This is a genomic window from Intestinimonas massiliensis (ex Afouda et al. 2020) (genome assembly GCF_001244995.1).
Lineage (GTDB): Bacteria > Bacillota > Clostridia > Oscillospirales > Oscillospiraceae > Intestinimonas > Intestinimonas massiliensis.
The window spans coordinates 653,026-679,724 of record NZ_LN869529.1 but is presented as its reverse complement, the minus strand read 5'-3'; the positions used below and the strand labels follow the sequence as shown (position 1 = coordinate 679,724).

The window sequence follows — 26,699 nt, the reverse complement described above, 5'->3', positions numbered from 1 at the left end:
ATAAGGAGGACATGTGATGTCCAAAAGACCTCTGGAGGCGCTGACCGAGACGATGTTCTACGTGCTCATGTCCTTTCGGAAGCGGGATTTATGCGGCGCCGAGATTGCGGACTTCGTGGAGCGCAAAACCTGCGGCCGGGTCCGGCTGGGACCCGGGACCCTCTACACCATCCTGGCCAAATTTGAAGAGGAGCAGCTCATCCGTGAGGTCAACGTTCTGGGTCGGAAACGGACTTACCGTCTGACGGACAAGGGCCGCGCCCTGTACGGCGACGAACTGGAGCGGCTCAGGGCCTGCATCGCCGACGCGGAAAGCGAGGAGGATGATGAGACATGAAGCTGGTGCGCAAGCTGGTCCCCGTGGACTTTCTGGACATGCACGGCATTGAGAGCTGGCTGGAGGACATGGCCGCCAGAGGGCTTTTCTTCACCGAAATGGGCTCCTGCTTTGCCCGGTTCCGCCGGGGCAGGCCCATGCCCATCCGCTACCACGCCGAACCCAGCGGCTCTGTCCCGGCTTCGCTGGCCCGGGAGCAGGTGGACTACAGCGCCGGGCGGGGGTGGCACTATGCCGGCCCCTTTGGCCAGGCCTTTGCCGTCTACTGGGCCGATGACCCGGAGACCGAGGAATTTCACACCGATCCGGTGGCCCAGAGCTACGCGCTGGAGCATCTGAGCAGGCGGCTGACCCGCTCCGGGCTGGTGTGCGTTCTGGCGGCGCTCGTCATGGCGGCCCTCTTTCTCTGGGCGGCGGCGGACAGCGCCTTCGGCCCGGTCCAGCGGCTGGTCGAGAGCAATTCTCTCTACACCCCCCTTGCCGCCCTGCTCTGCCTGGCGTTCCTCCTCTACTATCTCCGGCAGGTCCTGGGTATCCGCCGTCTGCGGCGGCAGCTCAGCGAGGGCATCCCAGCCCCCACCGGGCGGGGCTGGAAGCGGACCGGCCTGATCCGTCAGCTCTATACCCTGCTGATGACGCTGGGCGCCGTCGCCTCCATCGCCAGCGGGGTCTACTTTTTCACTGCGGGCCGGTGGGCGTCCGAGCTGGCCGGTCTGGCCCGGCCCGCCCCGCTGCTCTCCCTGGCGGAGCTGGAGGGCGTTGAGACTTACCTCCCAGAGCCCCTTTCCTATCCCGGCTATGAGGGCCCCGACCGGGATAACTACGTGCGCTATGAGTGGTACCCCCTCTCCCAGCACTATGAGGTGAGGCAGCGCGGAACCATACCCGGCGCCGGGAATGCGTGCCACCTGCGCATGGACTGGTACGACCTGGCCCTTCCCTTCCTGGCCTCTCCCCTGCTGGACGACCTGTTTGACTACCACACCTGGAAAACCGAATATGAACCGGAGCGCTACCAGGTAAAGGAGCTGACCGCCCCCGGCTTCGACCGGCTGGCGCTGGTGACCGACACAGACTACGGCGGGCAGCAGCTTTTCGCCTGCGCCGGGGACCGTGTGATCTATCTGGACTACAATGGGACCCAGGATCTAGCGGAGCACTTGGAGCAAATCGCCCAGCTTTTGGCGTGGGAACCCGGCCCATAAATATCGAACATTCGTTTGACATTTTGAGGCTGCCGTCGTATACTGGCAGGCAGGAGGTGACCGATGTGGAGCGCACGATCTTACACTGCGATCTGAACAGCTTTTACGCCTCGGTGGAGCTGCTGGAGCGGCCCGAACTCCGGTCGGCGCCGGTGGCGGTGTGCGGCGATCCGGAGAGCCGCCACGGCATCATCCTGGCCAAAAACGAGGCGGCCAAAAAATTTCAGGTCAAGACGGCAGAGACCATCTGGCAGGCCCGCCGCAAGTGCCCGGACCTGGTGCTTCTGCCCGCACACCACGACAAGTACCGGCACTGGTCCAGGGTCATCAACGCCATCTACGAGCGGTACACCGATCTGGTGGAGCCCTTCAGCATCGACGAAAGCTGGCTGGATATCACCGGCTCCATGCACCTCTTCGGCGGGGACGGCAAGGCCATTGCCGACCGGCTGCGCCGGGAGGTGCGCGAGGAGACGGGGCTCACCATCTCGGTGGGGGTATCCTTCAACAAGGTCTTTGCCAAGCTGGGCAGCGACCTGAAAAAGCCGGACGCCACCACCGTCATCACCCGAGAGAACTTTCGTGACAAGGTGTGGCCTCTGCCGGTGACCGATCTGCTCTTCGTGGGGCGGGCCTCCTCCCAGGTCCTGGGCCAGTATGGCGTCCGGACCATCGGGGATCTGGCCGCCTTTGGCCGGGAGCCGCTGACAGAGCTGCTCGGGAAGATGGGCGGGCAGCTTTATGACTACGCCGCCGGACTGGAGCACAGCCCCGTGGTCCCCGCCAGGGCGCTGCCGCCTCCCAAATCCATCGGCAACTCCATCACTTTCCGCCGGAATCTGGTGGGCCCGGAGGACATCCGCACCGGGGTGGCCCTGCTCTCCGACAGTGTGGCCGCCCGGCTGCGCAAGCACGCCATGCGCTGCGCCACCGTACAGGTGACCATACGGGACCCCGATTTCCGGAACATCTGTCGCCAAAAACGGCTGGATATCCCCATCTGCACCTCCACCGAGCTGAGCCGCGCCGCAATGGAGCTCATCCGGGAATCCTGGAATATGAACGCCCCCATCCGCCTGCTGGCCATCACCGGGCAGAATCTGGTCCCCGAGGACCAGGCGGCGGAGCAGATGGATCTCTTCCTGGCCCAGACCGCCCCCCGGCGGGAGCGCCGGGAACAGTTGGAACGCGCCGTGGACGGAATCCGCGGCAAGTTCGGCAAGGGCGCCATCGTCCCCGCCGCTGTGGTGGGTGAGGACATCGACCGCCCCGCCGACCACGCCGGGTCCATTCCTCCCGGCGGCCGAAAGCTGGAATAACCTCCGCCCCCTCCCTCGTACATTGTGGGAGGGGGTGTCCGATTTGACCGTTTCCTTTTTTGCCTACCTGTCCCGGCTCTCCGACCCCGGACTGCTGACCGCATCGGTCCTGACCCTGGCTGTCATCCTGGTCAACGGGTGGACCGACGCGCCCAACGCCATCGCCACCGCCGTCTCTACCGGGGCCCTCCCCTTCCGGCGTGCGGTCCGGCTGGCCGCCGTGTGCAACCTGCTGGGGGTGGTGTGCATGACGTGCCTCAACGCCTCGGTGGCCGAGACCATCTACACCATCGCCGACTTCGGCCCGGACACCGGCGATGCCCTCACCGCCCTGTGCGCCGCCCTGCTGGCCATCGTCCTGTGGGCTACGGCGGCCTGGCGGTTTGGCATTCCCACCAGCGAGAGCCACGCGCTGGTGGCGGGCGTCACCGGGGCCGCCGCGGCCCTTCAGGGCGGCCTGTCCAACGTTCAGCCGGCCGCCTGGGCAAAAGTGCTTCTGGGGCTGCTCCTCTCTGTGGGCCTGGGCTTTCTCCTGGGACGGCGCTGCGCGGGGCTGGTCCGGCGGCTGTTCCCCCTCGGGCACAGTACCGACCGCCTGTTCCGGCGGCTTCAGGTACCGGGCGCCGCCGCCATGGCCTTTCTCCACGGGGCACAGGACGGGCAGAAATTCATGGGGGTCTTTCTGCTCTCCGCCGCTCTGGCCCAGGGCCGCCGGGACACCGAGACTTTCCTTATCCCCCTGTGGCTCATGGTGCTGTGCGCCCTGTGCATGGCCGCCGGCACCTCCATCGGCGGCCGGCGCATCATCGACACTGTGGGGCGCGACATGGTCCCTCTGGGGCCCCGGCAGGGCTTCTCCGCCGACCTGGCCGGAGCCCTCTGCCTGCTGCTGTGCACGCTGCTGGGCCTTCCGGTCTCCACCACTCACGCCAAAACCGCGGCCATTCTGGGCGTTGGGGCGGCCGAGGACCGGACCTCCGTGGACCGACGGGTGGCCCGCTCCATTCTCATCACCTGGCTGTTTACCTTTCCCGGCTGCGGCCTCATCGGCTTCTGTGCCGCCCGTTTTCTGCTCTGGCTGCGGTAACCGCCCTTTTTTGCACTTTCCTCTTCCATTGCCTTCAATTTCGCGCTATAATATTGTGTAATTGATTTTTACCATTGGAGGCAAAGTCATGGAAAGATTAGTCGGTACCGTGTCCCGGGGCATCCGTGCGCCCATCATCCGGGAGGGCGACGACATCGCCCAGATCGTGGTGGACAGCGTGGTCGCCGCCGCCCAGCAGACCCCCTTCGAGCTGTATGACAAGGATGTCATCGCCGTGACCGAGGCCGTGGTGGCCCGGGCTCAGGGCAACTATGCCACGGTGGAGCAGATCGCCGCCGATGTAAAGGCCAAATTTGGCGGCCACACGGTGGGCGTGGTCTTCCCCATCCTCAGCCGCAACCGTTTTGCCATCTGCCTGCGGGGCATCGCCATGGGCGCGAAAAAGATCGTGCTGATGCTCTCCTACCCCTCCGACGAGGTGGGCAATCACCTGATCGACATGGACCTGGTGGACGAAAAGGGCGTGGACCCCTACCGGGACGTGCTGTCCGAGGCCAGGTACCGGGAGCTCTTCGGCTATACCAAGCACGTCTTTACCGGAGTGGACTATATCGAATATTACAAGGAACTCATCACCGGCTGCGGCTGCGAGGTAGAGGTGGTGCTGGCCAACGACTGCCGGGCTATTCTCCCCTACGCCAAGCATGTGCTGTGCTGCGACATCCACACCCGTGAGCGCTCCAAGCGGCTGCTGAAAAAAGCGGGGGCCGAGCTGGTGCTCGGTCTGGACGAGCTGATGACCGCCAGCGTGAACGGCAGCGGCTATAACGAGCGCTACGGCCTGCTGGGCAGCAATAAGGCCACCGAGGACAAGGTCAAGCTGTTTCCCCGCAACTGCCAGCCCGTGGTGGAGCGGATTCAGAAGGGCGTCCAGGCCAAGACCGGCAAGCACGTGGAGGTCATGGTCTACGGCGACGGCGCATTTAAGGACCCGGTGGGCAAGATCTGGGAGTTGGCCGACCCGGTAGTCTCCCCCGCATACACCTCCGGTCTGGAGGGCCAGCCCAACGAGGTGAAGCTCAAGTATCTGGCCGACAATGACTTTGCCGACCTCTCCGGCGACGCCCTCAAGGAGGCGATCTCCGATTATATCCGCCACAAGGACAGCGACCTCACCGGCCAGATGGTCTCTCAGGGCACTACGCCCCGGCGGCTCACCGACCTGATCGGTTCCCTGTGCGACCTGACCTCCGGCAGCGGCGACAAGGGCACTCCCATCGTGCTGGTCCAGGGCTACTTTGACAACTATACCAAATAAACAAGTCTGCAAACGAAAAGGCTCCGGGTCCTACAGGACCCGGAGCCTTTGTTCACGTTCCCTCTCACTCCCAGGCGGCCAGCGCGCTGTCCAGTAGGCCAACCAGCTCTAAAACGCTGCGGAATCGGGCCTCCTCCGCCCGCTCCAGCCACGTCAGGCTGCCCTGCCAACTGGCGTTCTGCCGAAACAAAACGCTCAACTGGAACGTGGCAAGGGGCTTCTGCTCCCCCAGCGCCTCCGGCGCCGGTCGGGGGGCCCCGGCCGCCACCCTCTGCTCCGGCTGATCGAACGCACGGCCCTCCATGCTGCGCTGCGGGAAATCCAGCGCATCGAGCAGCCCCTCCATCCGGATCAGGAGCTGAGTCAGGTTGTCAAAATACGGCTCTTCTTCAAAATAGGGATTCTGCAGCGTCCCCCGTATCTCCTTGTTACGATAGGAGTACACCCGAATCAAGCTGCGCTTCATCTCATAGGGAACAAACCGGCTCTGACCCTGGGTCATTTGAGACCACCTTCCGTTTCCTCATTGTCTTCACAATTGGCATCCTTAGTATAGCATCCGGCGGTTCTCCTTTGGTTACAACTGCACATTTTTGGGGACATGCCTTGCCTCGGGACTCTTACTGTGTTAGAATTTATGTGGGATTTCAGACGCTGCTGCTGGAAAGCGACCCACGCCCGGCTGTGTCTGCGTTGCTCCGCTATCGTGCGGTGCAGATTGGTTTGGAAGGAGGTGGTCCCGTGGGCACGGCAGATACGCTGCACATCTCTATGTTCGGAAGCTTTACCATGACCCGCCGCGTGGCGGGCGAGGCCCTTGTGGTGACGGACCAATCCAGTTCCTCCAAAAAGCTGTGGACCTTTTTGGAGTATCTCATTGCTTTCCGCTCCAAGGTGGTCTCCCAAGACGAGATCATCGACGTGCTGTGGGGGGATTCGGACATCGACAATCCGGTCAACACGCTAAAAACCCTTCTCCACCGGGCCAGACATACCGTGGAGGCCCTGGGCTTTGAAAATGGGAAGGAGATCCTCCTCTACCGGCGGGGTACTTACCGTTGGAACCATGACCTGGACATCACCGTAGATACCGAGCAGTTCGAATCGCTCTGCGAGGCCGCCGCCCGGCCGGGACCGGATCGGCTGGGGCACATGCTGGCCGCCGCCGCCCTGTACCGGGGAGATTTCCTCCCAAAGGCTTCCCACGAGCCCTGGGCTGTCTCCCTGCGGGTGTACTATCATGCCAAGTTCCTCAAGCTCTGTACCGAGGCCGCCGGGCTTCTGGACGCTGAGGACCGCTATGCCGAAACGGTGGACCTGTGCCGCCGTGCCATCCTGGTGGACCCCTATGACGAAGGGACGCACCTGCACCTCATGCAGGCCATGATCGCCACTGGCGCGCAGCAGACCGCTATCCAGCACTACCGCTATGTCACCCAACTTTTTATGGAACAGCTTGGCGCCAGTCCCTCGGCGGAGCTGACCGCGCTCTACCGTGAGCTGGTCCGGTCCACCCAAAGCGTGGAGATGGACCTCCGCGTAGTCCGGGAGACCCTCTGCGAGGTCCGGCCGAACCCGGGCCCCTACTACTGCGAATACGCCATCTTTCAGGATGTGTACCGTCTGTCGGCCCGCACTGCCGCCCGCACCGGGCAGGTGGTGCAGCTTGCCATGCTCTCAGTGCTGGACGCCCGTGGAAAACCCCTCACAACCCGGCAGATCGGCGTCAGCATGGGCCGCGTACGGGAGGTCATCCATTCCGGCCTCCGTCAGGGGGATGCCTATACCCGCTTCAGCGCCACCCAGTATCTGCTCCTGCTTCCCTGCGCCAGCTACGAAAACGGAGGAAAGGTCCTGGATCGTCTGGTCACCAGCTTCCGGCGGATCTACCCCCAAATGCGCGTCCTGCTCCAGTACAGCGTCCTGCCCCTTATGCCTCTGATGTGATGCGGGCGAAGTATCCTGCTCGAAATCCGAACGCCCCCCGGCAAAGCCGGGGGGCGTTCGGATTTCTTCCGCCGTCTTTAATCGCCGTTGACCAGGGCATTCAGCACCTTGGCCGCCACGCCGCCTGCGGCCTCCGCGCCGCTGCCGCCGTTTTCCACCAGCACCACGAAGGCATAGGGGGCGTCCTCATTGCGTAGGAACCCGGCAAACCAGGCGTTGGGCGCCTTCCCGCCTCCCACCTCGCCAGTGCCGGACTTGGCGCAGAGGTCCATGTTGGGGAACCGGCCGCTGCCATAGGTCTCGGCGACGTTCCGTGCCATCATGTCGGCCAGCAGCTCCGCCGTGTCCGCCTCCACCAGCCGCCCGGTCCGGTGCCGGACATACAGGGACACCCGGAAATCCAGCGGCGTCACCGTCTGAAGAATGAGTTGGGGGACGGCGGCCTTCCCGCCGCTGGCGATGGCGCCCATATACACCATCAGGGCGCAGGGATTCACCAGGTCGTTGTACTGCCCCACTCCCGCCCAGCCGAGCTGATTTGCCGTAGCTCCGGAAAACTGGAACCTCCCCTTGGCCGTGGACAGTCCATTGATGCGGTAGCTCCCGGTGAGTCCCGCCTTCCGGGTGTAGGCTTCCATCACCTCCGGGCCCAGCTCCGCCGCCAGTTGGGCAAACACCCCATTGCAGGAGCTGGCCAGCGCTCCGTAGATATCCAGCTCCCCGTGAGCGCCGGGACAGGTCACCGCCTCCCCGCCCACCAGGGTAGAGCCGGTGCAGGTAAAGGTCCGGCTCATCAGGTCGGGCATGTGCTCAACGGCCGCAGCCAGGGTGACCGTTTTGAACACCGAGCCGGGCACGAAGGTGCCGGAGAGGAAGCGGTTCAGATACACGCCCTCATAGCGCTCGTCCCCCTCCTGGATCTCCGGCGGGTCTGCCGGGTCATAGGAGGGGTTGGAGACCATGCAGAGGATCTCCCCTGTCTTATAGTTGTAGACCCCCACCGCCCCCTTCCGTCCGTTGAGGGCATGATAGGCCACATAGTTGAGGTGGGCGTCCAGGGTCAGATACAGATCGTTCCCCTCTCCAAAGGGGCTGTAAGCGCCGGTAAGGAGATTGTAGCCGGACAGCTTGTCGCCGAAGGCCACCAGCGCCCCGGTGCCGATCTTTCCCTGGGCGTCCCCCACCGCGTGGAGGGTGGCCTTGCGGACGGTGGGGTTGGCGTAATAGGCCCGGTTCCCCTCCGCGTCCACCCAGGAGAGCAGATCCCCGTCCCGGTCCAGCACCCGCCCCACCGCAAGCTGGCCCTTGCTGTTGTAGATGTGTCGATTGAAGGCCGAGGCCGCCCAGGCCCCCCCGCTGCGGAGCTCCCGGAAGGTAAAGATCCCCAGGCCCAGCACCAGGGCCGCCGCCAGAAGCAGACACAGCCCCGCCCGTCTTTCGATGCGCTTCATGCCGTCCCCTCCTGCTCCGCCGAATCAGGCGTCTGCCGCTCCGGGGCCTTGCGGGCCCTTCTGGAGGGCAGGCGTATGGCAAAGCTGGCATTCTGCCGGGTGTCCGTGGCCTTGAGAAAGGCCAGCAGCCCCCAGGAGGCCACCATGGCAGAGCCGCCGTTGGAGACAAAGGGGAAGGTCACACCCGTGAAGGGCAGCAGATCCACCGACCCGAAGACGTTGAGGCAGGTCTGAAACACCATCAGGGAGGCGGCGGCGCAGGCGGCGATGGTGTAAAAGCTGGACCGGCCCGCCCGGCAGGCCCGGACGGCAAAGACCGCCAGGGTGACGATGGACAGGACGGCCAGCGCCGCGATGACCAGTCCCCACTCCTCCGCCAACATCCCGAATACCAGATCGGTATCCGCCGCCGGGACCCGGTGGAGCCAGCCCTTCCCCGCCCCCACGCCCACCAGTCCGCCGGAGGCGGCCGCCGACATGGCCCGGGTCTGCTGGTAGCCGCCGCCGGAGGCGTCGGACCAGGCGTGGCCCCAGGTGGCGAACCGCTGGAGGATGTAGGGCTTGATGGTGACCACCACGGCGGCCCCGCCCATGCAGGCCCCGGTGATGAGGCCCAGGGTGGCCCAGTCGCCGGAGCGCAGATAGGCAATGACCAGGAAGGTGACAAAAAACACGGCGGCGGTGCCGAAATCGCTCATCAGGGCCAGACCGCCCATGCAGGCCCCGGTCAGGACGATGAACAGCCCCAGGTTCCGTTTCCGGAACAGGCGGTCCAGGGTGGCCGATCCGGCAAAGATGTAACAGATCTTGGCCAGCTCCGAGGGCTGGAGGGACAGCGGCCCCAGGACGATCCAGTTTTTCGCCCCGTATTTGCCCGTTCCCAGCAGCAGCGTGACGCCCAGCAGGCCGATGGCCGCCGCCGCCATGAGCCAGCGGATCTTTTTGGCCCGCTCCAGGTCCCGCAGGAAGACCCCCAGCACCAGGAAGAGCAGCAGCCCCAGCAGGACGGCCAAAAACTGTTTGGGCAGGGACGAGGGGGCCGAGGAGGCCGTGACGGCCAGAGAGAGGGTGGAGAGGAAAAAGGCCACGGTCTCCATTTCAAAGCCGATGCGCCGCAGGGCCCGCAGGGTGAGGCAGTAAGCCCACATGGCCAGGCTCAGGCACAAAAAGGTCATGGGGATGGCGGCGGAGGCGCGCTCCCCCGCCGCGATGACCAGTTGGACGGCGGTCATGACCTGAAACAGAGTCAGCAGCACCAACCCCAGCCAGGGGGACACCGGCCGCTCCGCCCGCCGCCGGGACCGGCGCTCCTGCTCCTCCTCCGGGGAGACCGCCAGCAGCACCGTCTCCACGCCGCCCAACGAGAGCACGTCGCCGTACTGGACGGCGGCCTGCCCCGCCACCTCCCTGCCGTTGACCGCCACGCCCCCCTTGGAATCCAGGTCATAGAGGGTCCAATTCCGGTCCTCCCCCCGGATCAGAGCGGCGTGCTGGCGGGAGACGGTGGGGTAGTTGAGCACCACGTCTGAAAATCCGGAGCGGCCAATGATATTCTCCCAATGGGTCAGCGGCTCGTCCGCCCCGTTGGGCAGGGACAAATAAGCCCAGACCTCCGGTACATGGGGCACCGTGACCAGGGAGCGGATGGTGCGGGCCAGAATGAGCAGAGCCAGAACAGGGAAAACGAACCGCGCCGCCGCCGTGTACCAGGCCGTTGCCAGGGGATACGCCTCCAGCAGAGCCGCAAGCCGGTCCATCAGGGCCTGCGGCGCGGATAGGAGCTGTTCCATCGGGTAAATCCCTCCCTTTCAGAGTCGGGGACGAGCAGGTCCTCAGGGCAGTCATTATATCACATTTCCCTCAGATAACAAGGGGGGACGGGTCGCAGACCCATCCCCCTGCCTCTACCGGCCCTCTGTTTCCTCTGTCTGGGCGTCGGGCGGCGCATGGACCGCGCCGCGCTTCCGAAGCCGCCTCCGGACGGCCAGCCCCGCCCCCATTAAAACGGCCAGGAGCGCCGTGACACCCACCGCATGATAGGCCAGCCAGACGGCCAAATTTCCCAGCCCGTCGCCAAAGGAATGCAGACCCTCGCCAAAAGCAGAGGCGACCCGAGCTCCCAGCGGCGCCACCTCGCCGGGCTCGTCGCTGATCCGGGCCACCTCGGTCAGCCGGAGCTCAATGGTCGCAAAATCAATGAGGGAGTCGTAGCGCTTCAAATCAGAGGTATACTGCTCGATCTGATACTCGGTCTCGGACAGGGCGTTTTCCAGGGAGATGATATCTTCCATAGTCGCCGCCTTCTCCAACAGGGCCAGCAGCCGCTCCTGCTTGGTCCTCTGGGTTTGCAGGCGCAGTTCGATGTCGGAATAGTTCTGTCCCACATCTTCTGCGCTGCCGGACTGGCTCACCACATGTCCCACCTCGCCCACCGAGCCCGTAAAGGCATCATACTGCTCTTTGGGGACCCGAATGGTAAAGCTGCCCCAGCGGCGGGCGGCGCTCTCGTAATAGCCCCCTCCGCTGGTCTCCTGATACTCAAAGTAGCCGCCGCAGCGCTCCACCAGAGCTTCCAGCGCCGTTTCGGCCGCCGGGTAGTCCGTGGTCTGCACTTCGTAATCGGCCCTTTGGATGAGCTTGGCGTCCTCGTAGACGCCTGCGGCCCGGAGCGTTGTGCTCAGAGCCATGTCAGGGGCCGGTTCTTCCGGGCGGTCCATCTCTCCCTTGTATTCCGCCGCCGCCGAGGGAGCGGCGGCCATGGTGGCGCTGTTCCCGCCGGAGCAGGCGGTGAGCACCGCGGCGAGCAGGAGTGCGAGCGGCAGGATTGTTTTTCCTTTCATTGGGCACCTCACTTTCATCCGTTGCGCGAAGGAATGGGGCTGTGTTATGCCCTTTAGACGAGGTTCACCGGCAAAAGGTTCCAAACCCGCTTGGGGCGCATAGGATGGGATACCACCAAAGGAGGAATCCCCATGCCTATCATTTATCTCTCTCCTTCCACCCAGGAGAACAACTTTTACGTCAGCGGCGGCACCGAAGAGGAGTGGATGAACCGGCTGGCGGACGCCATGGTCCCCTATCTGGACGCCTCCGGCATCCAGTACGTCCGCAACACGCCCGAAATGACCGCCGCCGCCGCCATCCGCGCTTCCAACGAGGGCAACTACGACCTGCACCTGGCGCTCCACTCCAATGCCGCTCCGGAGGGCCTCTACGGCCAGATCCGCGGCATCATTGTCTTTTACTATCCCGGCAGCACCGAGGGGCGGCGAGCGGCGGAGATCGTGGCTGAAAATCTGAAAAACATTTATCCGCTCCCCGACCGGGTCCGGGCGGAGCCCACCACCGCCATCGGTGAGGTCCGGCGGGTCCGGGCGCCCTCGGTCTTCATTGAGCTGGGATATCACGACAATCCCGACGACGCGGCCTGGGTCAAGAACAATCTGAACGCCATCGCCCGGAACATCGTGAGCTCTCTGTGCCAGTACTTCGGCATCCCCTTCCTGGAGCCCCGCCCCGCCCGTCCCGCCGTGGTGGATGTAAATTGGGGCTCGCTGAACATCCGCTCCAGGCCCTCCACCACCGCCCCCATCGTGGCCCGCGCTTACGACGGCGCCCGGCTCACCGTCATCAACCAGTGGCAGGGCTGGTATCTGGTCCGGTTTGACGGCGTGGTGGGGTATGCCAGCTCAGACTACGTCACCCTGGTCTGACGGGAGGCTCCCATGGAGATCTATGTCGTACAGGCAGGCGACACTCTGAATGCCATCGCCCAGCGATCCGGGCTGTCTGCGGAGCGGATTGCCAGCGAAAACCGGCTTTTTCCCCCCTACGAGCTGGTGGTGGGGCAGACGCTGGTCCTCCGTTTCCCCGACCAGGTCTACACCGCCCGGTCCGGCGATACGCTCTATTCCGTGGCTCGGGCCAGCGGCGTACCGGTCCGCCAGCTCTACCGCAACAACACCGTCCTGGAGGGCTCCCCCACCCTCTATTCCGGCCAGACCGTGGTCCTCAGCTATCAGGGTGACAGCGCAAAATACCCCCCCATTGCGGTCAACGGCTATGCCTACCCCTTTATTGATCCGGGCCTGCTGCGGCGTACCCTTCCCTTCCTCACCTATATCACGCCCTTTACCTATGGCATCCAGCCGGACGGCGCGCTGGTGCCGCTGGAGGACCAGGCGCTCCTCACCGCGGCCCGCAATGTGGGGACCGGAGCTCTGATGCACTTGTCCACCCTCACCGACGAGGGCAGCTTTTCCAACGAGCTGGCCAGTCTGGTCCTCAACGACCAGGACGTCCAGGGCGTCCTGATCGACAATGTACTCAACACGCTGGAGACCAAGGGCTACAGCGGTCTGGACGTGGATTTCGAATTTGTTTTCCCCCAGGATGCGGCGGCCTATGCTTCCTTCATCCGCCGCCTGCGGGAGCGGCTGAATCCGCGCGGCTACCCCGTGGTGGTGGCGCTGGCCCCCAAAACCTCGGCCGACCAGCCCGGTCTGCTCTATGAGGGCCACGACTACCGCGCCCTGGGGGCCGCCGCCGACCGCGTCTTTTTAATGACCTATGAGTGGGGCTATACATACGGCCCGCCCATGGCGGTAGCACCGCTGCCCAATGTGCGCTCGGTGGTGGAGTACGCCCTGACGGAGCTCCCCGCCGGTCAAATCTGGCTGGGCATCCCGGCCTACGGCTATGACTGGCCGCTGCCCTTCCGCCAGGGGGAGACTCGGGCCACCTCCATCTCCCCCCAGTATGCCGTCAGCCTGGCCCGGCGTTATGGTGTGGCCATCCAATACGATGAGACCGCCCAGGCGCCCTGGTTCCGCTACATGGACGAGAGGGGTACGGCACATGAGGTCTGGTTTGAAGACGCCAGGAGCATCGCCGCCAAGCTGTCCCTCATCCCGGAATACGGCCTGTCCGGAGCCGGATACTGGAATCTCATGCGCCCCTTTGCCCAAAACTGGCTGGTGCTGGACAGTCTGTTCCACATTCAGGACCCCGTCTAAAAGGAAAATATTGTCGTTCATAAAAAGTTCACAGCACGTTATAAAACTGTCCATCAATTCCCTTTTCAGTATGATATTCTATACTTGCAAAGACCTAATACCAATTCCAACCTCCTCCCTCTCTCTCTTTGCAACACCGCTGTGCTCCCCGGAAGGGCAATGGCTCTTCCGGGGAGGCAGACCAAGAAGTTCCGCCGGACGACATTTTGGGTCGCCGGCGTTTTTTTTTGCCCGTTTTGGCTCATACTAGGCGCGAGGTGATTCCAATGTCCACAGTATCTCCCAAGATCCGTGCCCAGTTCGAGTCCATGCCCATTGACCTGAAAAACCACATTCTCTCCATGGACGTCAAGCTGGAAAACATGAACGACCTGATGGCCGTCCTGGAGCGCATCGTAGCAGAGGGCGAAGGCCATGCTTGACCGCGCGCTTCTCTCCCCGGAGGCCATCGCCTATTTCAACGCGCTGCCGTTGGATGCTCAGATTGCGCTGGAAAAGAGCAACACCAGTTTTCGCTCCCTGGACGATATCCAGGACTACCAGCAGCGGATGCTCTCCCATGTAAACGATGTGCTCTACAAGCAGCTTCCGGAGCCCGCCATCCCCTCCAACGCGGCCTTGGACCCGCTGGACGCAGACTGAAATGTAGAAGGCGCTGCCGACCGGCAGCGCCTTCTGCACAGCTTTCGGGACCTTGTCATGGGTCCTATTACTGCCCGGCACACCCAACGGTTGACATTCCACGTCTTCTCACATATAATGGAACGTAATCTCTTTGCACTGCATTACATTCCGGTTCTGCCGGGATGCGAGATCACCAGTACAAACTGAGCAGGCGATGCCCGGAAGCGGGCGTGGGGCCGGGCCGCTTTATCTGCGGCAGCAGATTGCATTTCCTTTTATGCACATCTGTGGGACAGTTGTATGTTCCATAGGTGTGCTATTTTATACCTATTTATGGAACAGCCGACCTCAAATGGAGTGCCATAGGAGAAATCATGACACCGCATTGCCAGATGGCAGCGGGAAACGGAGGATTCTTTTATGACAGTCAGCCAACCGAACGTGGCAGGGCTAACCTCTGCCGAAGCAAAGCGATTGCAGGACATATACGGTAAAAACGAGCTGTCGCCACAGAAGAAGGAAACCTTTTTCCAGAAAATATTTCATATTCTCTGTGAGCCTATGTTTTTGCTGCTCATTGCCGCCGCCATTATCTATTTTATTCTGGGCGAGCCCAGGGACGGCGCGATCATGCTCATCTTCGTGGTGGGCATCATCAGCATTGATGTGATCCAGGAGTGGAAAACCGACCAAACGCTCCATGCGCTGAAGGATCTATCCGCGCCGCAGATCACTGTCATCCGCGACGGGAAGGAACAACGGATCGCCAGCGCCGACCTGGTTCCGGGCGACCTGATGATGATCTGTGAGGGCGTCAAGATTCCGGCAGACGGCGTAGTGCTGCGCTGCGCCGACCTGTGCGTGGATGAATCCTCTCTCACCGGCGAAGTGGAGGGCGTCTGGAAAACGCCCACGGGAAGCACTGAACCCACAACGGATTACTGGCGCAAGGATTACTGTTATGCCGGTACCCTGGTTACGCAGGGCACCGCTGTCGTTCAGGTGGATCAAATTGGCGCGCAGACCGAATACGGAAAAATCGGTCTTGGCGTGGCCACCGCGCCGCAGGCGGATACCCCGCTGCAAAAGCAGACCGGCAAGCTGGTGAAAACCTGTGCCATCTTAGCAGGCGTGCTGTTTGCGCTGGTGGCCGTATTTACCTGGTTCAATATTCCCGATCATCCATTTTCCGACCGTCTGATTGAAAGCATCCTTTCCGGCGTGACGCTTGCAATGGCCATGATTCCGGAAGAATTTCCGGTCATCCTTACGGTGTTCCTCTCCATGGGCGCGTGGCGGCTGGCAAAGAAAAACTCGCTGGTGCGCAAGCTGCCCAGTGTGGAGACGCTGGGGGCCGTCTCCGTCCTCTGCGTGGATAAGACCGGCACCATTACCAAGAACCAAATGACCGTACAGGAAATTTGGGTGGCAGATGGCACAGAGCAGGTGCTCGTTGAGACGATGGGACTTGGCTGTGAAACCGACGCCTACGACCCCATGGAAAAAGCGATGCTCCGCTGCTGCGAGGCGCACGGCATTTCCAGAGAGAGCCTGTTTAGCAATGAGTTTGTGCGCGAGTATCCCTTTACCAATGAGCGGAAAATGATGGGACACGTCTGGCGCAAGGGCGGCAGACTGGTCGTTGCCGCCAAAGGCAGCCCGGAACGTATTTTGACCCTCTGCTCTTTGACGGACAAGGCGCGGTGTGCCGCGGAAGAACAGATGCAAGCGCTTTCCTCTCAGGGATTGCGCGTGATTGCCATTGCCGCCGCCCATCCAGAAAATGAAGCTGCAATCCCCGCCGCCATCACCGACTGCCGTTTGACACTGCTTGGCCTGGTGGGGCTTGCCGATCCTCCCCGCGAAAGTGTCAAGAACGACATTGCCGTCTGCAACCGCGCAGGAATTCGTGTGGTCATGATCACCGGAGACAACGGGATCACCGCCTCCGCTATTGCCCAAAAAATCGGAGTTCCCGGAAGCGACAATATCATTACCGGCGAGGCACTGGAGGCCATGTCTGACGAGGAACTGCGGGTCGCAGTGAAAACCGCGTCTATTTTCTCCCGCGTCATTCCCGCGCACAAGATGCGCATCGTCAAAGCCTTTCAGGAAAACGGTGCGATCGTCGCCATGACCGGTGACGGTGTAAATGACGCGCCGGCCCTGAAGTATGCCGACATTGGTATTGCCATGGGAAAACGTGGCAGCGAGGTTTCGCGCGAGGCCGCCGATCTGATCTTGTTGGACGACAATTTTACCACCATTGTGGAGACCGTCCGGGATGGACGCCGGATCTACGACAACATCCGTAAAGCGGTGGGCTATGTGTTCACCATTCATATTCCCATTGCCGCGGCCTCCCTGCTGGCGCCCTTCCTGGGGATTGCGCCTGCGGCGCTGCTGCTGTTGCCGCTTCACGTGGTGCTGCTGGAGGTGCTCATTGACCCGACCTGCTCCATTGTTCTGGAGCGTCAGCCTGCGGAAGAAGATATCATGGCTCGCACGCCCCGTGACCCGAAGGAAAAACTGCTGACCGGAAAATTGTTGGCCAAGAGCGTTTTACAGGGGATTTTTATATTCGCCGCGTCCTTTGGCGCTTATTTTGCGTCACTGGCGGGCAATCCGGACAACGCCCCGGCGGCTCGCGCCATGGGTCTTGCCATCATCATGCTGGCAAATTTGTTTTTGGTGCAGGTCAACAGCTCTGACCACGATTTCGCTTACCGCTCCGTGAGGCGGCTCAGCAAAGACCCGGTCATGTGGGCAGTCAATCTGGGTACGCTGACGCTGCTGGCCGTGATTCTGTACACGCCGGTTTCCCTCTATCTGAAGCTCGCCCCGCTCACCGGCGCGCAGTTATTTACAGCGATTGGCCTTGCCGCTGCGTCGGTGTTGTGGTATGAGTTTGTAAAGCTGGCCACAAAGCTTCGCAAAAGATAAGCCGATGGGAATTTGTCCGGATACGGGAGTTGGGGTATAGTCCGAGGAGAAAAAGGATCACCGCTTGGCCCTGCGCCGCAGCAAGCGTTTTTTCTCCACAAAATACGAGAAGCACTTTTGGGACCGCAGGCTAGGGCATGCGGCTGACCCTCGAAGCCAATATACTGCCGGAACGATTAAAAATGGCAGTTATGAATCCAGGTCCCTCTCCAAATCCTCTTTTCTGGTGATGGAATGACCGATGCAGTGTTCAAGCTTCTGATTTCAGATCGCACATACAAAGATTCACTGCTATGACTTCTGATGGAACACCGTTTTTAATAAGAAAAAGACTCCTGTGGACACAATAACTCCAAACCCATTTAAAATAATGTCATTAATATCAAAACTCCGGCCAAAAATCGGTTGCAATAATTCAATCCCAACGGAAACTCCAATTCCCATTCGGATGGTATGTATCCATGTACTATTCCTGTGAAATAATGGGTAGAGAGCCCCAAACGGAAGAAACATCAGGATATTACCGGCATTTTCCGAACTGAAGTCGAAATAAAAGTCGGGAATAAAATCATATTCAAAAGTAAACCAATGATAACTGCTCCCACTGGGCATATGATAAAACAGAAAATAGTAAATATCGCTCATGACAAGGTTAAACAAGGTCAGAGATAGAAGCCCTGTAATGTAACATACAAACAGCGAGGATAAAATCGTTTCCTGCAAAGAAACGCCCTGTTTTTTTCTTTTATATACTGCGTAGATAATTCCAGCGACTAGAGCGATCGGCAACGCCTGCAAAAAATAGCCAGGGTATGTAGCGAAAAAGAAGTATTGAAAGTTCATATTGTCTGGAAAGTACATTGGTACAATCTTTCTCCCTTCCACCGGTTTAATCAACATCAAACTCAGCCGCCAGATAATGGGGCGTCCCATCCTCCCCTTTTATGCTCGGTCAAACTTCAGGATTCATTAGTATACTTACCTTATACATTATATATCAACAGCGCAAAAAGGCAATGGCGGGGAGCGGTTCACATTCCCCTCCATTGCTCTTTGAATAATACGCTCGATCGAAATGATAAATCCGAACACACGCCCCAACTTGGAGAATGTAGTTCGGATTATCATTGTTTATCAGGCGGCTTCATTCCGGGTATTTCCGTTTCTCCACCCGAATCCAACCTGCTGCGCTGGCCTTCGATTCAGAAAAGAGGAGCAAGGGAGCGGACGGATGACGTACTTTTGTTCCGTAGGAATAAAAATACGTCGGAGCAAAGCATACTTTACTCCGACGTGGTACGGCTGAAGGGATTCGAACCCCCGACCTACTGGTTCGTAGCCAGTCACTCTATCCAACTGAGCTACAGCCGCAAATCGCTTGTCAGGCTTGTCTCTCCCTGACAGCTAGATTATTTTAGCACATCAAAATGGAAAATGCAAGCGTTATTTTTCTTTTTTTGCGCAATGTGGGGCGGGGCAATATTGCCCCGCCCGCGCCATCTGGCTATGGTATGTGTCAGATCATCAACAGCCGCAACCGTTGTTGCAGCCACAGCCGCCATTGCAGCCACAACCATTGTTGCAGCCACAGCCGCCCCAGTTTCCGCCGCCACAGCAGCAGCACAGGACGATCAGGATGATGATGATCCACAGGCAGCCGCCGCCGCCCCAACCGCAACCGTTAAACCCCATAATGAAGTACCTCCTGATTTAGATGTCGGACCGCCGTTGGCGGCCTCACTCCATCTTATGTATCAGGTACGGTTTGGTTCGGCGCTTCAAAAATTTCGATTTAGTTCAGACGGGAGACCGTTACGCCCGACCGGACCTGACGGACCGCATCAGGGTCCAGGGTGCCGGAGCTCTCCAGACGGGCCAGCAGAGTTCCCCCCTCCTTGTACGCAGCGTCCAGGGCGAAGTAGGAGACATAAACCACCTGGGCCCGGAGGAAGCGGCTCTCCGCCAGCAGCCGGTACTCCCCGGCGGTGAGAACACCCAGCTCCTGCGCCTTTTGCAGGGACGCATCCCAGATAAAGTCCGGACTTTCGCCGGAGTCCCGATAGCCCAGCGCCCGGAGCACAAAGGTCATGTACTCCTCGGCCTTGATGGCGCTGTCGGTGCCGAACAGCCGCGCGGCACTGTCCACCCCCTTGGTGTACCCCTTTTCATAAGCGTAGGCCGCGTAAGGCCCGGCCCAGGCCGGGACGTCGGTAAAGGGGTTCTGGGCCGTGGTGGCCAGCGCCGTCTCCTCCTCCCCCAGCAGCCGCAGAAACATAATCAGACCCTGGATGCGGGTAGGCGGCTGCTCCAGGTCATAGCCGGAGCCATAGGCGGTATCGCTCCCTTTGAACAGCCCCAGGGCCTTCATGGCGTCCGCCAGGGCGTTATAGTCTGTGGCGCCGCTCCCGGTCAGGCGGTAGAAGCCCTCCAGCGAGAGCACCGCCGTGGGCGACGTCACCGTGACAGCGGCCACGGTGTTCTCCACCGCCAGGTAGCGCCGCTCCAGAGTCAGGACCCCAGTAGACTTCTCCCAGCCGTTGGACAGGTCCAGCACCTTTCCAGAGGGACAGGAAAGCGAGGCCTCCCCCGCCAGCAGCAAAAAGCCCGAGCCGGCGCTCACCTGCACCACATCCCCCTGCTTGAGCCGAATGTCCGTAAAGGCGGCATGATAGCTGCCCTCTCCCGTCAGCACCCCCGCACGGGCCGCATAGAGGTCTGCTTTGGCCTCCAGCCGGTCCGCCGCCGCGGCATAGGTCTCCTCATGGCGCTTGGCGGCCCGCTCCTCCGCCCGGGCCGTCAGCGCGGGCACATATGTCCCATCCACATAGCTCTTGGACACCAGCGGGTCTCCGGACGTGCCGCCGGAGACCGCCAGAGTGACGGCGCCGCCCAACAGGGTCAAGGCCAGCAGCAGCGCCGCCGCCTGTTTTCTCATCATGGGTTACTCCTTCTGCCACCGCGGGCTCAGTGATTGGCGGCCCGGTAGACCGCCAGCAGTCCGTCGTGGTCCAGAGGGCAGAAGCTGCCCACGCTACGGCTCCGACCGCGGGAGCACCCCAGGGCCAGCGCCTCCAGCTCCTCCTCCGGGATTACGCCGGCCTCCGACTGCCCCAGGCTGACGGGAAGCCCCAGGTCCCGGAAGCAGGCCTCCACCGCCGCGATGGCCGCCAGCGCGGCCTGCCCGTCGTCTTCCTCCGATACGCCGAACACGGTCCGGCCCAGACGGGCAAAGCGGGCGGGGTCGCGGGTCCACACCTGCCTGGCCCAGGCGGGCCACATAATCGCCAGACTGGCTCCGTGGGCCATGCCGTACCGCCCTGAGAGCTCATGGCCGAGCTGGTGGACGGTAAAATCCTTGGTCCGGCCCAGGCCGGTCAAATTATTGTGGGACAGGCTCCCGCACCACATCAGTTCCGAGCGGGCCTCATAATCGTCCGGCCGGACCAGGGCGGTCTTCCCGAACCGGACGGTCGTGCGCAGAATGGCCTCCGCCAGCGCGTCGGTCAGCTCATTGCCCTGTACGTCGGAAAAATAGCGGTCCAGCGTATGCATCAGGATATCGGCCACGCCGCAGGCCGTCTGATAAGGCGGCAGTGTATAGGTCAGCTCCGGATTCAGAATGGCAAAGCGCGGGCGGTTCCACTCTGAGTTAAAGCCCCGTTTCTCCTGGGTGGCCTCGTTGGTGAGGACCGTGGAGTCGCTGGTCTCGCTGCCCGCCGCGGCAATGGTGAGCACGGCCCCCACCGGAATTGCTGTAATGGGCTTCTCCTTTCCGGAATAGTAGTCCCAGACCGGGACCTCCGGCCGGGGAAGTCCCGCAGCCAGCGCCTTGGCCGTATCCAGTACGCTGCCGCCGCCCACGCCTAAAATAAAGTCGATCTCCTTGTCCCGGTACTCCTCCAAGGTCTCGCAGACGAAGCGCAGCACCGGGTTGGGCTGGATACCACCCTTGGCGTACCAGCGCAGTCCGCACCCGGTCAGGGAGGCCGTCACCCGGCCCAGCAGCCCGCTCCGGACGGCGCTGCCGCCGCCATAGAGCACCAGGACCGTGGAGCCGCCCTCCGCCTGCACCGCCGGTCCGGCCTGCTGTTCCGTCTCCCTCCCGAATATCACCTTCGTGGGTACCTGATAGGTAAATGCCTGCATACTGCGCACCTCTTTCTTTTTCTCCGTTTTAAATTCAGTATACTATACCCCTTCTTTTCTTGCAATTCTTTCTTCGTCTGCGCATAAATTGGATCGAGCATGAAAAAGAAGGAGGAATCCAATGTGGAAGAGCAAGGCAGCGTCCTCGTCCGGGTGTACACCTCCCGGGCCCAGATCCCGGTACCCGACGCCAGCGTAACCCTCACCCGCCCTACCCAGGACGGTCGCAGCGATCTCATTGCCCTTCGGGTGACGGATGAGAGCGGGCTGATCCAGCCGATATCCATCCCCGCCCCCGCCGCCGCCGGGAGCACGCACCCAGGCCCAGAGCATCCTTACGCCACCTGTGACATCCAGGTCGAGCATCCGGATTTTCAGATGCTGCGTGTCGAAAATGTGCAAATTTTTTCCGGAGTGGAGACGCTTCAGGACGCCGAGCTAATCCCCCTGCCCGAACACCCCGACCCGGCAGATATGACCAGCACCGTTGCGGTGACGCCGCAGCCTCTGTAAAGGAGAATCACATGGCGCCTGTTGTCATCCCCTATGTCCCCGAATTTATCACCGTACACCTGGGCCCCGCCAGCCAGAGCGCGGAAAACGTCACCGTCTCCTTCCCCGACTACATCAAAAATGTAGCCTCCAGCGAGATCTATCCCACCTGGGAGCTCTCGGCGCTCCGCGCCAATATTCTGGCGCAGATCTCCTTCGCCCTGAACCGGGTCTACACCGAATACTACGTCAGCCGCGGCTATCCCTTCCAGATCACCTCCACCACCGCCACGGACCAGAAGTTCATCAAAGGCCGCAACATCTTTGACAATATCGACCGATTGGTGGACGATATCTTCAACGACTATATCCGCCGTCAGGGCTTTGTGGAGCCTCTGGCCGCCAAGTTCTGCAACGGCACCACCGTCACCTGCGACGGGCTGTCCCAATGGGGCAGTCAAGAGCTGGCCCAGCAGGGGCTGGACAGCATGGCCATCCTGCGGCGGTACTACGGAAACGACATCGAGCTGGTAGTGGAGGCCCCTGTCCAGGGCCTCCAAAACTCCTATCCCGGCTCGCCCCTGCGCCGGGGCGCAGCCGGTCCCGACGTGGTGGTGGTCCAAACGGAGCTCAACCGCATCGGCCAGAACTACCCTGCCATCCCCAAAATTCAGCCGGTAGACGGAGTGTTCGGCCAGCAGACCGAGGAGGCCGTCCGCCGTTTCCAGGAGATCTTTGGCCTTACCGCCGACGGCGTGGTGGGCAAGGCCACCTGGTATCGGCTGGTCTCCCTCTATGTGGGGGTAAACCGTCTGTCCGAGCTGGTCAGCGAGGGGCAGCGGATGTTCGGCATTCCGTTTCAGGCCCCGCAGGCGGTGTCCGAGGGCTCTCCCCGGAATCAGGTGCTGATGGTCCAATATTTTCTCTCCATCCTAGCCCAGTTTGATCCTCTGATCCCCTTCGTCACACTGGATGGCATCTATGGTCCCGCCACCCGCCAGGCGGTCCGCTCCTTCCAAACAGCCCAGGGAATTCCTGTCACCGGGACGGTGGATACCGCCACCTGGAACGCCCTCTACTCCGCCTTTGAGGGTATTGACGTCACTGTGCTGTCCGATGACATTCTCTTCCCCGCCGAGCTGCAAGGGCTGGGCAACGATCCAGATTTCTATTCCCAGATCACCCGTATGACCCAGTTCCCTGGTCGGGAGCTCCGCCTTGGCGACCGGGATGTGGAAAGGAGTGGGAGCTGATGCGAAGCGAACGAGATTTTCTGGGGCTTCCCATCCACAGCCTCCAGGTCATGCTGCGGGAAATCTCCTACTGCGACCATAATATCCCCTGTCTCATCCCCGACGGCATCTTTGGTGAGGAGACGTTGGAGGCGGTCATGCGCTTCCAGCGCCAGAGCGGCCGCCCCGTCACCGGGCGGGTGGACAACGGCACCTGGGACGCCATCGTCACCGCTTATTACGCCTCCCTGCGGATCACCGCTCCGCCCAGGTCGGTCCAGGCCTTCCGAGACCTGGCCTTCACCGTCCGGCCCGGGGACTGCTGCGTCCATATGTACCTGGTCCAGTCCCTGTTTCTGGCCCTGTCCCATGTGCTGTCCGGCATTGAGCCTACCCCGGTCACCGGACGGCACACCGGCGCCTCCGTGCGCAACGCGCTCTGGCTCCAGCGCCGGGCCGGGTTGGACGAAACCGGGGCGCTGGATAAACTGACCTGGGATATGCTGAGCCGCCTCTACGGCATGTATATCTCCCGTAACTTCGAGGATGTCCTCTGCTTTTCCGAATCCCAGATCGACCCGGAGCGCTCGCCGGACACCAGGGGCTTCCCCTGGGAGCCCGACGGCCCCGGCGGCCTCTGCCGGTAAAAAAACGCCGCGTGCTCACAACAGCACGCGGCGTTTTTTACTCGTAGGGCTGGAACTCCCGGTCCAGCACCCGTTTGCGGTGATAGCTCACATAGTCCGGCGCCGCCTGCGGGCACTCCCTCCCAATCGCCTCCAAAATGAGCGCCGGATTGAGGCCCGGGTTCTGGGCCCGCAGCACTGCGTTCAGGGTCAGCGCATCCCGGCGTCCCTCATAGTCCACCCGGTGGATCAGTGGGATCAGATCGACCTGCGTCTCACCTGACTTGGCCTTTTTTGACTTCTTTGTCACCACCAGCGCGTCCCGGCTCAACAGGGCCCGGATGGCGTTTTCCGCCCCCACCGGGGTCCCCGCCTCATACTCCAGGGTGATGATATAGTTGACATAACACAGTTCCTTGAAGGGCCGTGCGGCGTCGTAGCACCGGTGGACCGTAATGCCCTCCGGCAGCGTTCGGGTCAGCCGCCAGGGCACCTCGCTCAAAGGCACCTCCCCCATCAGTCCGAATTCCATAATCTCGCATTCGCTGGAATAGCCCACCGACAGGGGCAGGGGGATGGAGACATAGGCATGGGGGTTAAAGCCCTCTGTGTGCCGGATGGGCACCTCGGCCCGCAGAAACGCCCGCTGGAAGGTGCGCATCAAATCCAGGTGAGAGATGTACCGGGCGCGCCCAGTCTTGGAAAAGGAAATGCGCTGATCAGGCATCACAGATACCTCCCGTATAGAGCTTGTCCGCCCCGCAGCCGGTGCACTGCTTCCGGCAGTCCGGGGTGATCCTGGCCTGATAGGCCAGCTCCCGCTCCCGCCACAAGAACTCCGTGCGCACGCCGGTGGAAACGCAGGACCAGGGCAGCACCTCGTCCCGGCTCCGGGTCCGGTTGGCATAGAACGCCGGGTCCAGGCCGCAGGCCGCCAGGGCCTTCAGCCACCGCTCCAGGCTGAAATACTCGCTCCAGGAATCAAATTTGGCCCCGTCCCGCCAGGCGGCCTCGATGGCGTCGGCCAGCCGGCGGTCCCCCCGGGAAAAAACCGCCTCCAGGAAGCTGGTCTCCGGATCGTGCCAGTGATAGGTGATGGATTTCTCCCGCATGTTGTCCCGCAACAGCTTGACCCGGCGGAGGTACTCCTCCCGCTCCACCTGGGGCTCCCACTGGAAGGCTGTGTGGGGCTTGGGGACGAAGCAGGCGGTGGACACCGTGATGCGGCAGCCCCGGCGCCGGTTGGGAGTTACATCCCGCCAGACCTGGAGCACCTTCCTGGCCAGCTCGGCAATGCCCAGCACGTCCTCGTCGGTCTCGGTGGGCAGGCCCAGCATGAAGTAGAGCTTCACCGAGCTCCACCCACCGGAAAAGGCGGTGCGGCAGGAGGTGAGCAGATCCTCCTCGGTGACGTTCTTGTTGATGGCGTCCCGCAGCCGCTGGGTCCCCGCCTCCGGGGCGAAGGTCAGCCCGCTCTTTCGCACATGCTGGAGCCGCTCCATGAGTCCCATGGAGAAGTTGTCCGCCCGCAGGGAGGGCAGGGACAGCGAGACCTTGTGGGGCTCACACCAGTCCAGCAGGCCGTCGCACAGGCCCTCCAGAGGCCGGTAGTCACTGGTGGACAGGCTGGACAGGGTCATCTCCTGATAGCCGGAATCCCGGCACGCGGCGATGCCCTGCTCCAGCAGGCGCTGGGGGGAACGGGGCCGCACCGGCCGGTAGGCATAGCCCGCCTGGCAGAAGCGGCAGCCCCGGATACAGCCGCGGAATACCTCCAGCATCACCCGGTCATGGACGATCTCGGTGGAGGGCACGATGGTCTTGGTGGGAAAATAGGAGTGCTCAAAATCCTGGACGATCCGTTTGGTCACCACGGAAGGCGCACCCTCCGTCGGCGTGACGGCGGTCACCACGCCGTCCTCCCCGTAGGTCACCTCATAGAGCGACGGCACATACAGGCCGGGGATACGGGCGGCGGCTACCAGCAGTTCCCGCCTGCGCCACCCCTCGTTCCGGGCGCGGCGGTAGAGCTCCAGCAGCTCCAGCAGCACGTCCTCCCCCTCACCCAGGCAAAAGATGTCGATAAAGGGCGCCAGGGGCTCGGAGTTGTAGGCGCAGGTGCCGCCTGCAATGATCAGGGGGCTCTCCTCCCCTCGGTCCGCCGTGCGCAGGGGCAGCCCGGCCAGGTCCAGCATATTGAGCACATTGGTGTAGGCCAGTTCATAGCCCAGGGAAAAGCCGATCACGTCAAACCCCGAGATGGGGTCGCCGCTCTCCAGCCCGTAGAGGGAAAGCCCTTCTCGGCGCATCTCGGCCTCCATATCCCCCCAGGGGGCAAAGACCCGCTCACACCAGACGCCCTCCTGCTCATTCATCAGTCCATACAGGATGCGTACACCCAGGTTGGACATGCCGATCTCATACGTATCCGGAAAGCAGAGTGCTACCCTTGTGTCCACACTCCGGCGGTCCTTGACCACCGCGTTGTATTCCCCTCCCGTATACCGTGCGGGCTTCTGTACCCGGGAGAGAATCATCTCCATTGTCCTGTCCATGCCAGTCCTCCAGCGCCTCATTGTTTGTCAATGAATTATTTTACCCTGTGGAGTAAGGAATGGCAAGTCCAATTTCTCTCTGCGCTCCACTACGGGGAATTACAAAGGAATTCTCTGCTTGCTTCCTCCGCCGGGCTGGGGTATACTATCCATAGAAGGTTTTGGCTCGAATACCTCTGACCGCTCCGCAGCGGTGGAAGAGGGTGAGCTGATTACCTTCGATGCATCCCGCAGGCATGCAGACTTCAGGTTCGCCCCGTATGAGCTACTGATGCCCTGCGTGATTTTCTTATTTTGCGGCGCCCTTCAGAAGCCGGTCCCGCCTGGGCAGACTGGGGGCAGAAGACGCACTGTGGTACGCTTTTGTGGGGTCATTGTCCGTAACGCTTGAACGATCCGGGCGGGAAGCGGTGCTTCTATTTTTATACCTGTTTCACGGCA

General features: G+C 61.8%; 24 protein-coding genes, 1 tRNA gene and 1 riboswitch. Of the genes, 14 read left to right on the top strand and 11 right to left on the bottom strand.

Translation table 11 applies throughout. The features are described from left to right. The first annotated feature begins 16 nt into the window (after positions 1 to 16). From BN2154_RS07225 to BN2154_RS07205, 5 genes are all read left to right on the top strand, one after another. A complete protein-coding gene (locus BN2154_RS07225; protein ID WP_050618172.1) occupies positions 17 to 337 on the top strand; it encodes a PadR family transcriptional regulator in 321 nt (106 codons plus the stop codon). Then, on the top strand, positions 334 to 1,542 hold the full coding sequence (locus BN2154_RS16440; RefSeq protein ID WP_050618171.1) for a DUF2812 domain-containing protein: 1,209 nt from the start codon (positions 334 to 336) through the stop codon (positions 1,540 to 1,542). Before BN2154_RS07225 ends, BN2154_RS16440 begins: the two co-directional genes overlap by 4 nt. 65 nt (positions 1,543 to 1,607) lie before the next feature. Further along, positions 1,608 to 2,861, top strand: a complete 1,254-nt coding sequence (dinB, locus tag BN2154_RS07215) for a DNA polymerase IV (protein ID WP_050618170.1) — start codon at positions 1,608 to 1,610, stop codon at positions 2,859 to 2,861. Positions 2,862 to 2,904: 43 nt separating this feature from the next. Further along, on the top strand, positions 2,905 to 3,948 hold the full coding sequence (locus BN2154_RS07210) for an inorganic phosphate transporter (RefSeq protein ID WP_050618169.1): 1,044 nt from the start codon (positions 2,905 to 2,907) through the stop codon (positions 3,946 to 3,948). 88 nt (positions 3,949 to 4,036) lie between these two features. Beyond that, positions 4,037 to 5,227: a coenzyme F420-0:L-glutamate ligase gene (locus BN2154_RS07205; RefSeq protein ID WP_050618168.1), complete on the top strand. Its 1,191-nt coding sequence runs from the start codon at positions 4,037 to 4,039 to the stop codon at positions 5,225 to 5,227. Between the two features lie 64 nt (positions 5,228 to 5,291). On the opposite strand, the gene BN2154_RS07200 is transcribed toward BN2154_RS07205, so the two are convergent. Further along, positions 5,292 to 5,729, bottom strand: coding sequence for a hypothetical protein (locus BN2154_RS07200; RefSeq protein ID WP_050618167.1), 438 nt, complete (start codon positions 5,727 to 5,729; stop codon positions 5,292 to 5,294). A 239-nt stretch (positions 5,730 to 5,968) separates the two neighbouring features. On the opposite strand from BN2154_RS07200, the gene BN2154_RS07195 reads away from it, so the two are divergent. Continuing rightward, positions 5,969 to 7,174 carry an AfsR/SARP family transcriptional regulator gene (locus BN2154_RS07195; protein ID WP_050618166.1) on the top strand — a complete coding sequence of 402 codons (1,206 nt, stop codon included), beginning with the start codon at positions 5,969 to 5,971 and terminating at the stop codon, positions 7,172 to 7,174. A gap of 77 nt (positions 7,175 to 7,251) precedes the next feature. On the opposite strand, the gene BN2154_RS07190 is transcribed toward BN2154_RS07195, so the two are convergent. From BN2154_RS07190 to BN2154_RS07180, 3 genes are all read right to left on the bottom strand, one after another. Continuing rightward, a complete protein-coding gene (locus BN2154_RS07190; protein ID WP_050618165.1) occupies positions 7,252 to 8,625 on the bottom strand; it encodes a penicillin-binding transpeptidase domain-containing protein in 1,374 nt (457 codons plus the stop codon). Then, a complete protein-coding gene (locus tag BN2154_RS07185) occupies positions 8,622 to 10,415 on the bottom strand; it encodes an FtsW/RodA/SpoVE family cell cycle protein (RefSeq protein WP_050618164.1) in 1,794 nt (597 codons plus the stop codon). Before BN2154_RS07185 ends, BN2154_RS07190 begins: the two co-directional genes overlap by 4 nt. A 114-nt stretch (positions 10,416 to 10,529) precedes the next feature. Then, complete coding sequence (locus BN2154_RS07180) at positions 10,530 to 11,465, bottom strand: DUF4349 domain-containing protein (protein ID WP_050618163.1); 936 nt, start codon at positions 11,463 to 11,465, stop codon at positions 10,530 to 10,532. 132 nt (positions 11,466 to 11,597) lie between these two features. Here BN2154_RS07180 and BN2154_RS07175 point away from each other — a divergent pair, with 132 nt between their 5' ends. The 5 genes from BN2154_RS07175 to BN2154_RS07155 all read left to right on the top strand — a co-directional run bounded on the left by BN2154_RS07175 (position 11,598) and on the right by BN2154_RS07155 (position 17,207). Then, entirely contained in the window at positions 11,598 to 12,338 is a 741-nt protein-coding gene (locus BN2154_RS07175; protein ID WP_050618162.1) for an N-acetylmuramoyl-L-alanine amidase, read from the top strand. A 12-nt stretch (positions 12,339 to 12,350) separates the two neighbouring features. Continuing rightward, positions 12,351 to 13,640: a glycosyl hydrolase family 18 protein gene (locus BN2154_RS07170; RefSeq protein ID WP_050618161.1), complete on the top strand. Its 1,290-nt coding sequence runs from the start codon at positions 12,351 to 12,353 to the stop codon at positions 13,638 to 13,640. Positions 13,641 to 13,906: 266 nt separating this feature from the next. After that, positions 13,907 to 14,062 (top strand): hypothetical protein, encoded by a 156-nt coding sequence (locus BN2154_RS16015; protein ID WP_050618160.1) that lies wholly within the window; start codon positions 13,907 to 13,909, stop codon positions 14,060 to 14,062. Beyond that, positions 14,055 to 14,282, top strand: a complete 228-nt coding sequence (locus BN2154_RS07160; RefSeq protein ID WP_050618159.1) for a hypothetical protein — start codon at positions 14,055 to 14,057, stop codon at positions 14,280 to 14,282. The genes BN2154_RS16015 and BN2154_RS07160 overlap by 8 nt, the downstream gene beginning before the upstream one ends. 175 nt (positions 14,283 to 14,457) lie before the next feature. After that, positions 14,458 to 14,562: riboswitch (NiCo riboswitch) on the top strand. A 122-nt stretch (positions 14,563 to 14,684) separates the two neighbouring features. Further along, positions 14,685 to 17,207 (top strand): cation-translocating P-type ATPase, encoded by a 2,523-nt coding sequence (locus BN2154_RS07155; protein WP_050618158.1) that lies wholly within the window; start codon positions 14,685 to 14,687, stop codon positions 17,205 to 17,207. Between the two features lie 291 nt (positions 17,208 to 17,498). Here the strand turns inward: BN2154_RS07155 and BN2154_RS07150 are convergent, their stop codons facing one another. The 5 genes from BN2154_RS07150 to BN2154_RS07135 form a co-directional block, all read right to left on the bottom strand. Then, the gene (locus BN2154_RS07150) at positions 17,499 to 18,107 is read right to left on the bottom strand and encodes a VanZ family protein (RefSeq protein WP_242853775.1); all 609 of its coding nucleotides are present in this window, start codon (positions 18,105 to 18,107) and stop codon (positions 17,499 to 17,501) included. 394 nt (positions 18,108 to 18,501) lie between these two features. Next, positions 18,502 to 18,578: transfer RNA gene (locus BN2154_RS07145), tRNA-Arg, on the bottom strand. A gap of 153 nt (positions 18,579 to 18,731) precedes the next feature. Continuing rightward, positions 18,732 to 18,899 carry a hypothetical protein gene (locus tag BN2154_RS16010; protein ID WP_195892321.1) on the bottom strand — a complete coding sequence of 56 codons (168 nt, stop codon included), beginning with the start codon at positions 18,897 to 18,899 and terminating at the stop codon, positions 18,732 to 18,734. 100 nt (positions 18,900 to 18,999) lie between these two features. Beyond that, positions 19,000 to 20,145 (bottom strand): hypothetical protein, encoded by a 1,146-nt coding sequence (locus tag BN2154_RS07140; RefSeq protein ID WP_242853713.1) that lies wholly within the window; start codon positions 20,143 to 20,145, stop codon positions 19,000 to 19,002. Between the two features lie 26 nt (positions 20,146 to 20,171). Beyond that, positions 20,172 to 21,353, bottom strand: coding sequence for an iron-containing alcohol dehydrogenase (locus BN2154_RS07135; protein WP_050618156.1), 1,182 nt, complete (start codon positions 21,351 to 21,353; stop codon positions 20,172 to 20,174). Between the two features lie 123 nt (positions 21,354 to 21,476). On the opposite strand from BN2154_RS07135, the gene BN2154_RS07130 reads away from it, so the two are divergent. Genes BN2154_RS07130 through BN2154_RS07120 form a run of 3 tightly spaced genes read left to right on the top strand, consistent with a single transcriptional unit; the run spans position 21,477 to position 23,724 of the window. Continuing rightward, positions 21,477 to 21,866, top strand: a complete 390-nt coding sequence (locus tag BN2154_RS07130) for a hypothetical protein (protein WP_094762405.1) — start codon at positions 21,477 to 21,479, stop codon at positions 21,864 to 21,866. An 11-nt stretch (positions 21,867 to 21,877) separates the two neighbouring features. Continuing rightward, positions 21,878 to 23,098, top strand: a complete 1,221-nt coding sequence (locus tag BN2154_RS07125; RefSeq protein WP_050618154.1) for a peptidoglycan-binding domain-containing protein — start codon at positions 21,878 to 21,880, stop codon at positions 23,096 to 23,098. Continuing rightward, on the top strand, positions 23,098 to 23,724 hold the full coding sequence (locus BN2154_RS07120; protein WP_050618153.1) for a peptidoglycan-binding domain-containing protein: 627 nt from the start codon (positions 23,098 to 23,100) through the stop codon (positions 23,722 to 23,724). The genes BN2154_RS07125 and BN2154_RS07120 overlap by 1 nt, the downstream gene beginning before the upstream one ends. 37 nt (positions 23,725 to 23,761) lie before the next feature. Here the strand turns inward: BN2154_RS07120 and BN2154_RS07115 are convergent, their stop codons facing one another. Continuing rightward, positions 23,762 to 24,430, bottom strand: coding sequence for a TIGR03936 family radical SAM-associated protein (locus tag BN2154_RS07115; protein WP_050618152.1), 669 nt, complete (start codon positions 24,428 to 24,430; stop codon positions 23,762 to 23,764). Beyond that, positions 24,423 to 26,258, bottom strand: a complete 1,836-nt coding sequence (locus BN2154_RS07110; RefSeq protein ID WP_050618151.1) for a TIGR03960 family B12-binding radical SAM protein — start codon at positions 26,256 to 26,258, stop codon at positions 24,423 to 24,425. The genes BN2154_RS07115 and BN2154_RS07110 overlap by 8 nt, the downstream gene beginning before the upstream one ends. Between the last annotated feature and the right edge of the window lie 441 nt (positions 26,259 to 26,699).

Excerpts from the sequence above, each read along its gene's own strand:
- BN2154_RS07225 (WP_050618172.1), top strand. The coding sequence starts at position 17 with ATGTCCAAAAGACCTCTGGAGGCGCTGACCGAGACGATGTTCTACGTG.
- BN2154_RS16440 (WP_050618171.1), top strand. The coding sequence starts at position 334 with ATGAAGCTGGTGCGCAAGCTGGTCCCCGTGGACTTTCTGGACATGCAC.
- BN2154_RS07205 (WP_050618168.1), top strand. The coding sequence starts at position 4,037 with ATGGAAAGATTAGTCGGTACCGTGTCCCGGGGCATCCGTGCGCCCATC.
- BN2154_RS07200 (WP_050618167.1), bottom strand. The coding sequence starts at position 5,729 with ATGACCCAGGGTCAGAGCCGGTTTGTTCCCTATGAGATGAAGCGCAGC.
- BN2154_RS07190 (WP_050618165.1), bottom strand. The coding sequence starts at position 8,625 with ATGAAGCGCATCGAAAGACGGGCGGGGCTGTGTCTGCTTCTGGCGGCG.
- BN2154_RS07185 (WP_050618164.1), bottom strand. The coding sequence starts at position 10,415 with ATGGAACAGCTCCTATCCGCGCCGCAGGCCCTGATGGACCGGCTTGCG.
- BN2154_RS07180 (WP_050618163.1), bottom strand. The coding sequence starts at position 11,465 with ATGAAAGGAAAAACAATCCTGCCGCTCGCACTCCTGCTCGCCGCGGTG.
- BN2154_RS07175 (WP_050618162.1), top strand. The coding sequence starts at position 11,598 with ATGCCTATCATTTATCTCTCTCCTTCCACCCAGGAGAACAACTTTTAC.
- BN2154_RS07170 (WP_050618161.1), top strand. The coding sequence starts at position 12,351 with ATGGAGATCTATGTCGTACAGGCAGGCGACACTCTGAATGCCATCGCC.
- BN2154_RS16015 (WP_050618160.1), top strand. The coding sequence starts at position 13,907 with ATGTCCACAGTATCTCCCAAGATCCGTGCCCAGTTCGAGTCCATGCCC.
- BN2154_RS07160 (WP_050618159.1), top strand. The coding sequence starts at position 14,055 with ATGCTTGACCGCGCGCTTCTCTCCCCGGAGGCCATCGCCTATTTCAAC.
- BN2154_RS07155 (WP_050618158.1), top strand. The coding sequence starts at position 14,685 with ATGACAGTCAGCCAACCGAACGTGGCAGGGCTAACCTCTGCCGAAGCA.
- BN2154_RS07150 (WP_242853775.1), bottom strand. The coding sequence starts at position 18,107 with ATGTTGATTAAACCGGTGGAAGGGAGAAAGATTGTACCAATGTACTTT.
- BN2154_RS16010 (WP_195892321.1), bottom strand. The coding sequence starts at position 18,899 with ATGGGGTTTAACGGTTGCGGTTGGGGCGGCGGCGGCTGCCTGTGGATC.
- BN2154_RS07140 (WP_242853713.1), bottom strand. The coding sequence starts at position 20,145 with ATGATGAGAAAACAGGCGGCGGCGCTGCTGCTGGCCTTGACCCTGTTG.
- BN2154_RS07135 (WP_050618156.1), bottom strand. The coding sequence starts at position 21,353 with ATGCAGGCATTTACCTATCAGGTACCCACGAAGGTGATATTCGGGAGG.
- BN2154_RS07125 (WP_050618154.1), top strand. The coding sequence starts at position 21,878 with ATGGCGCCTGTTGTCATCCCCTATGTCCCCGAATTTATCACCGTACAC.
- BN2154_RS07120 (WP_050618153.1), top strand. The coding sequence starts at position 23,098 with ATGCGAAGCGAACGAGATTTTCTGGGGCTTCCCATCCACAGCCTCCAG.
- BN2154_RS07115 (WP_050618152.1), bottom strand. The coding sequence starts at position 24,430 with ATGCCTGATCAGCGCATTTCCTTTTCCAAGACTGGGCGCGCCCGGTAC.
- BN2154_RS07110 (WP_050618151.1), bottom strand. The coding sequence starts at position 26,258 with ATGGACAGGACAATGGAGATGATTCTCTCCCGGGTACAGAAGCCCGCA.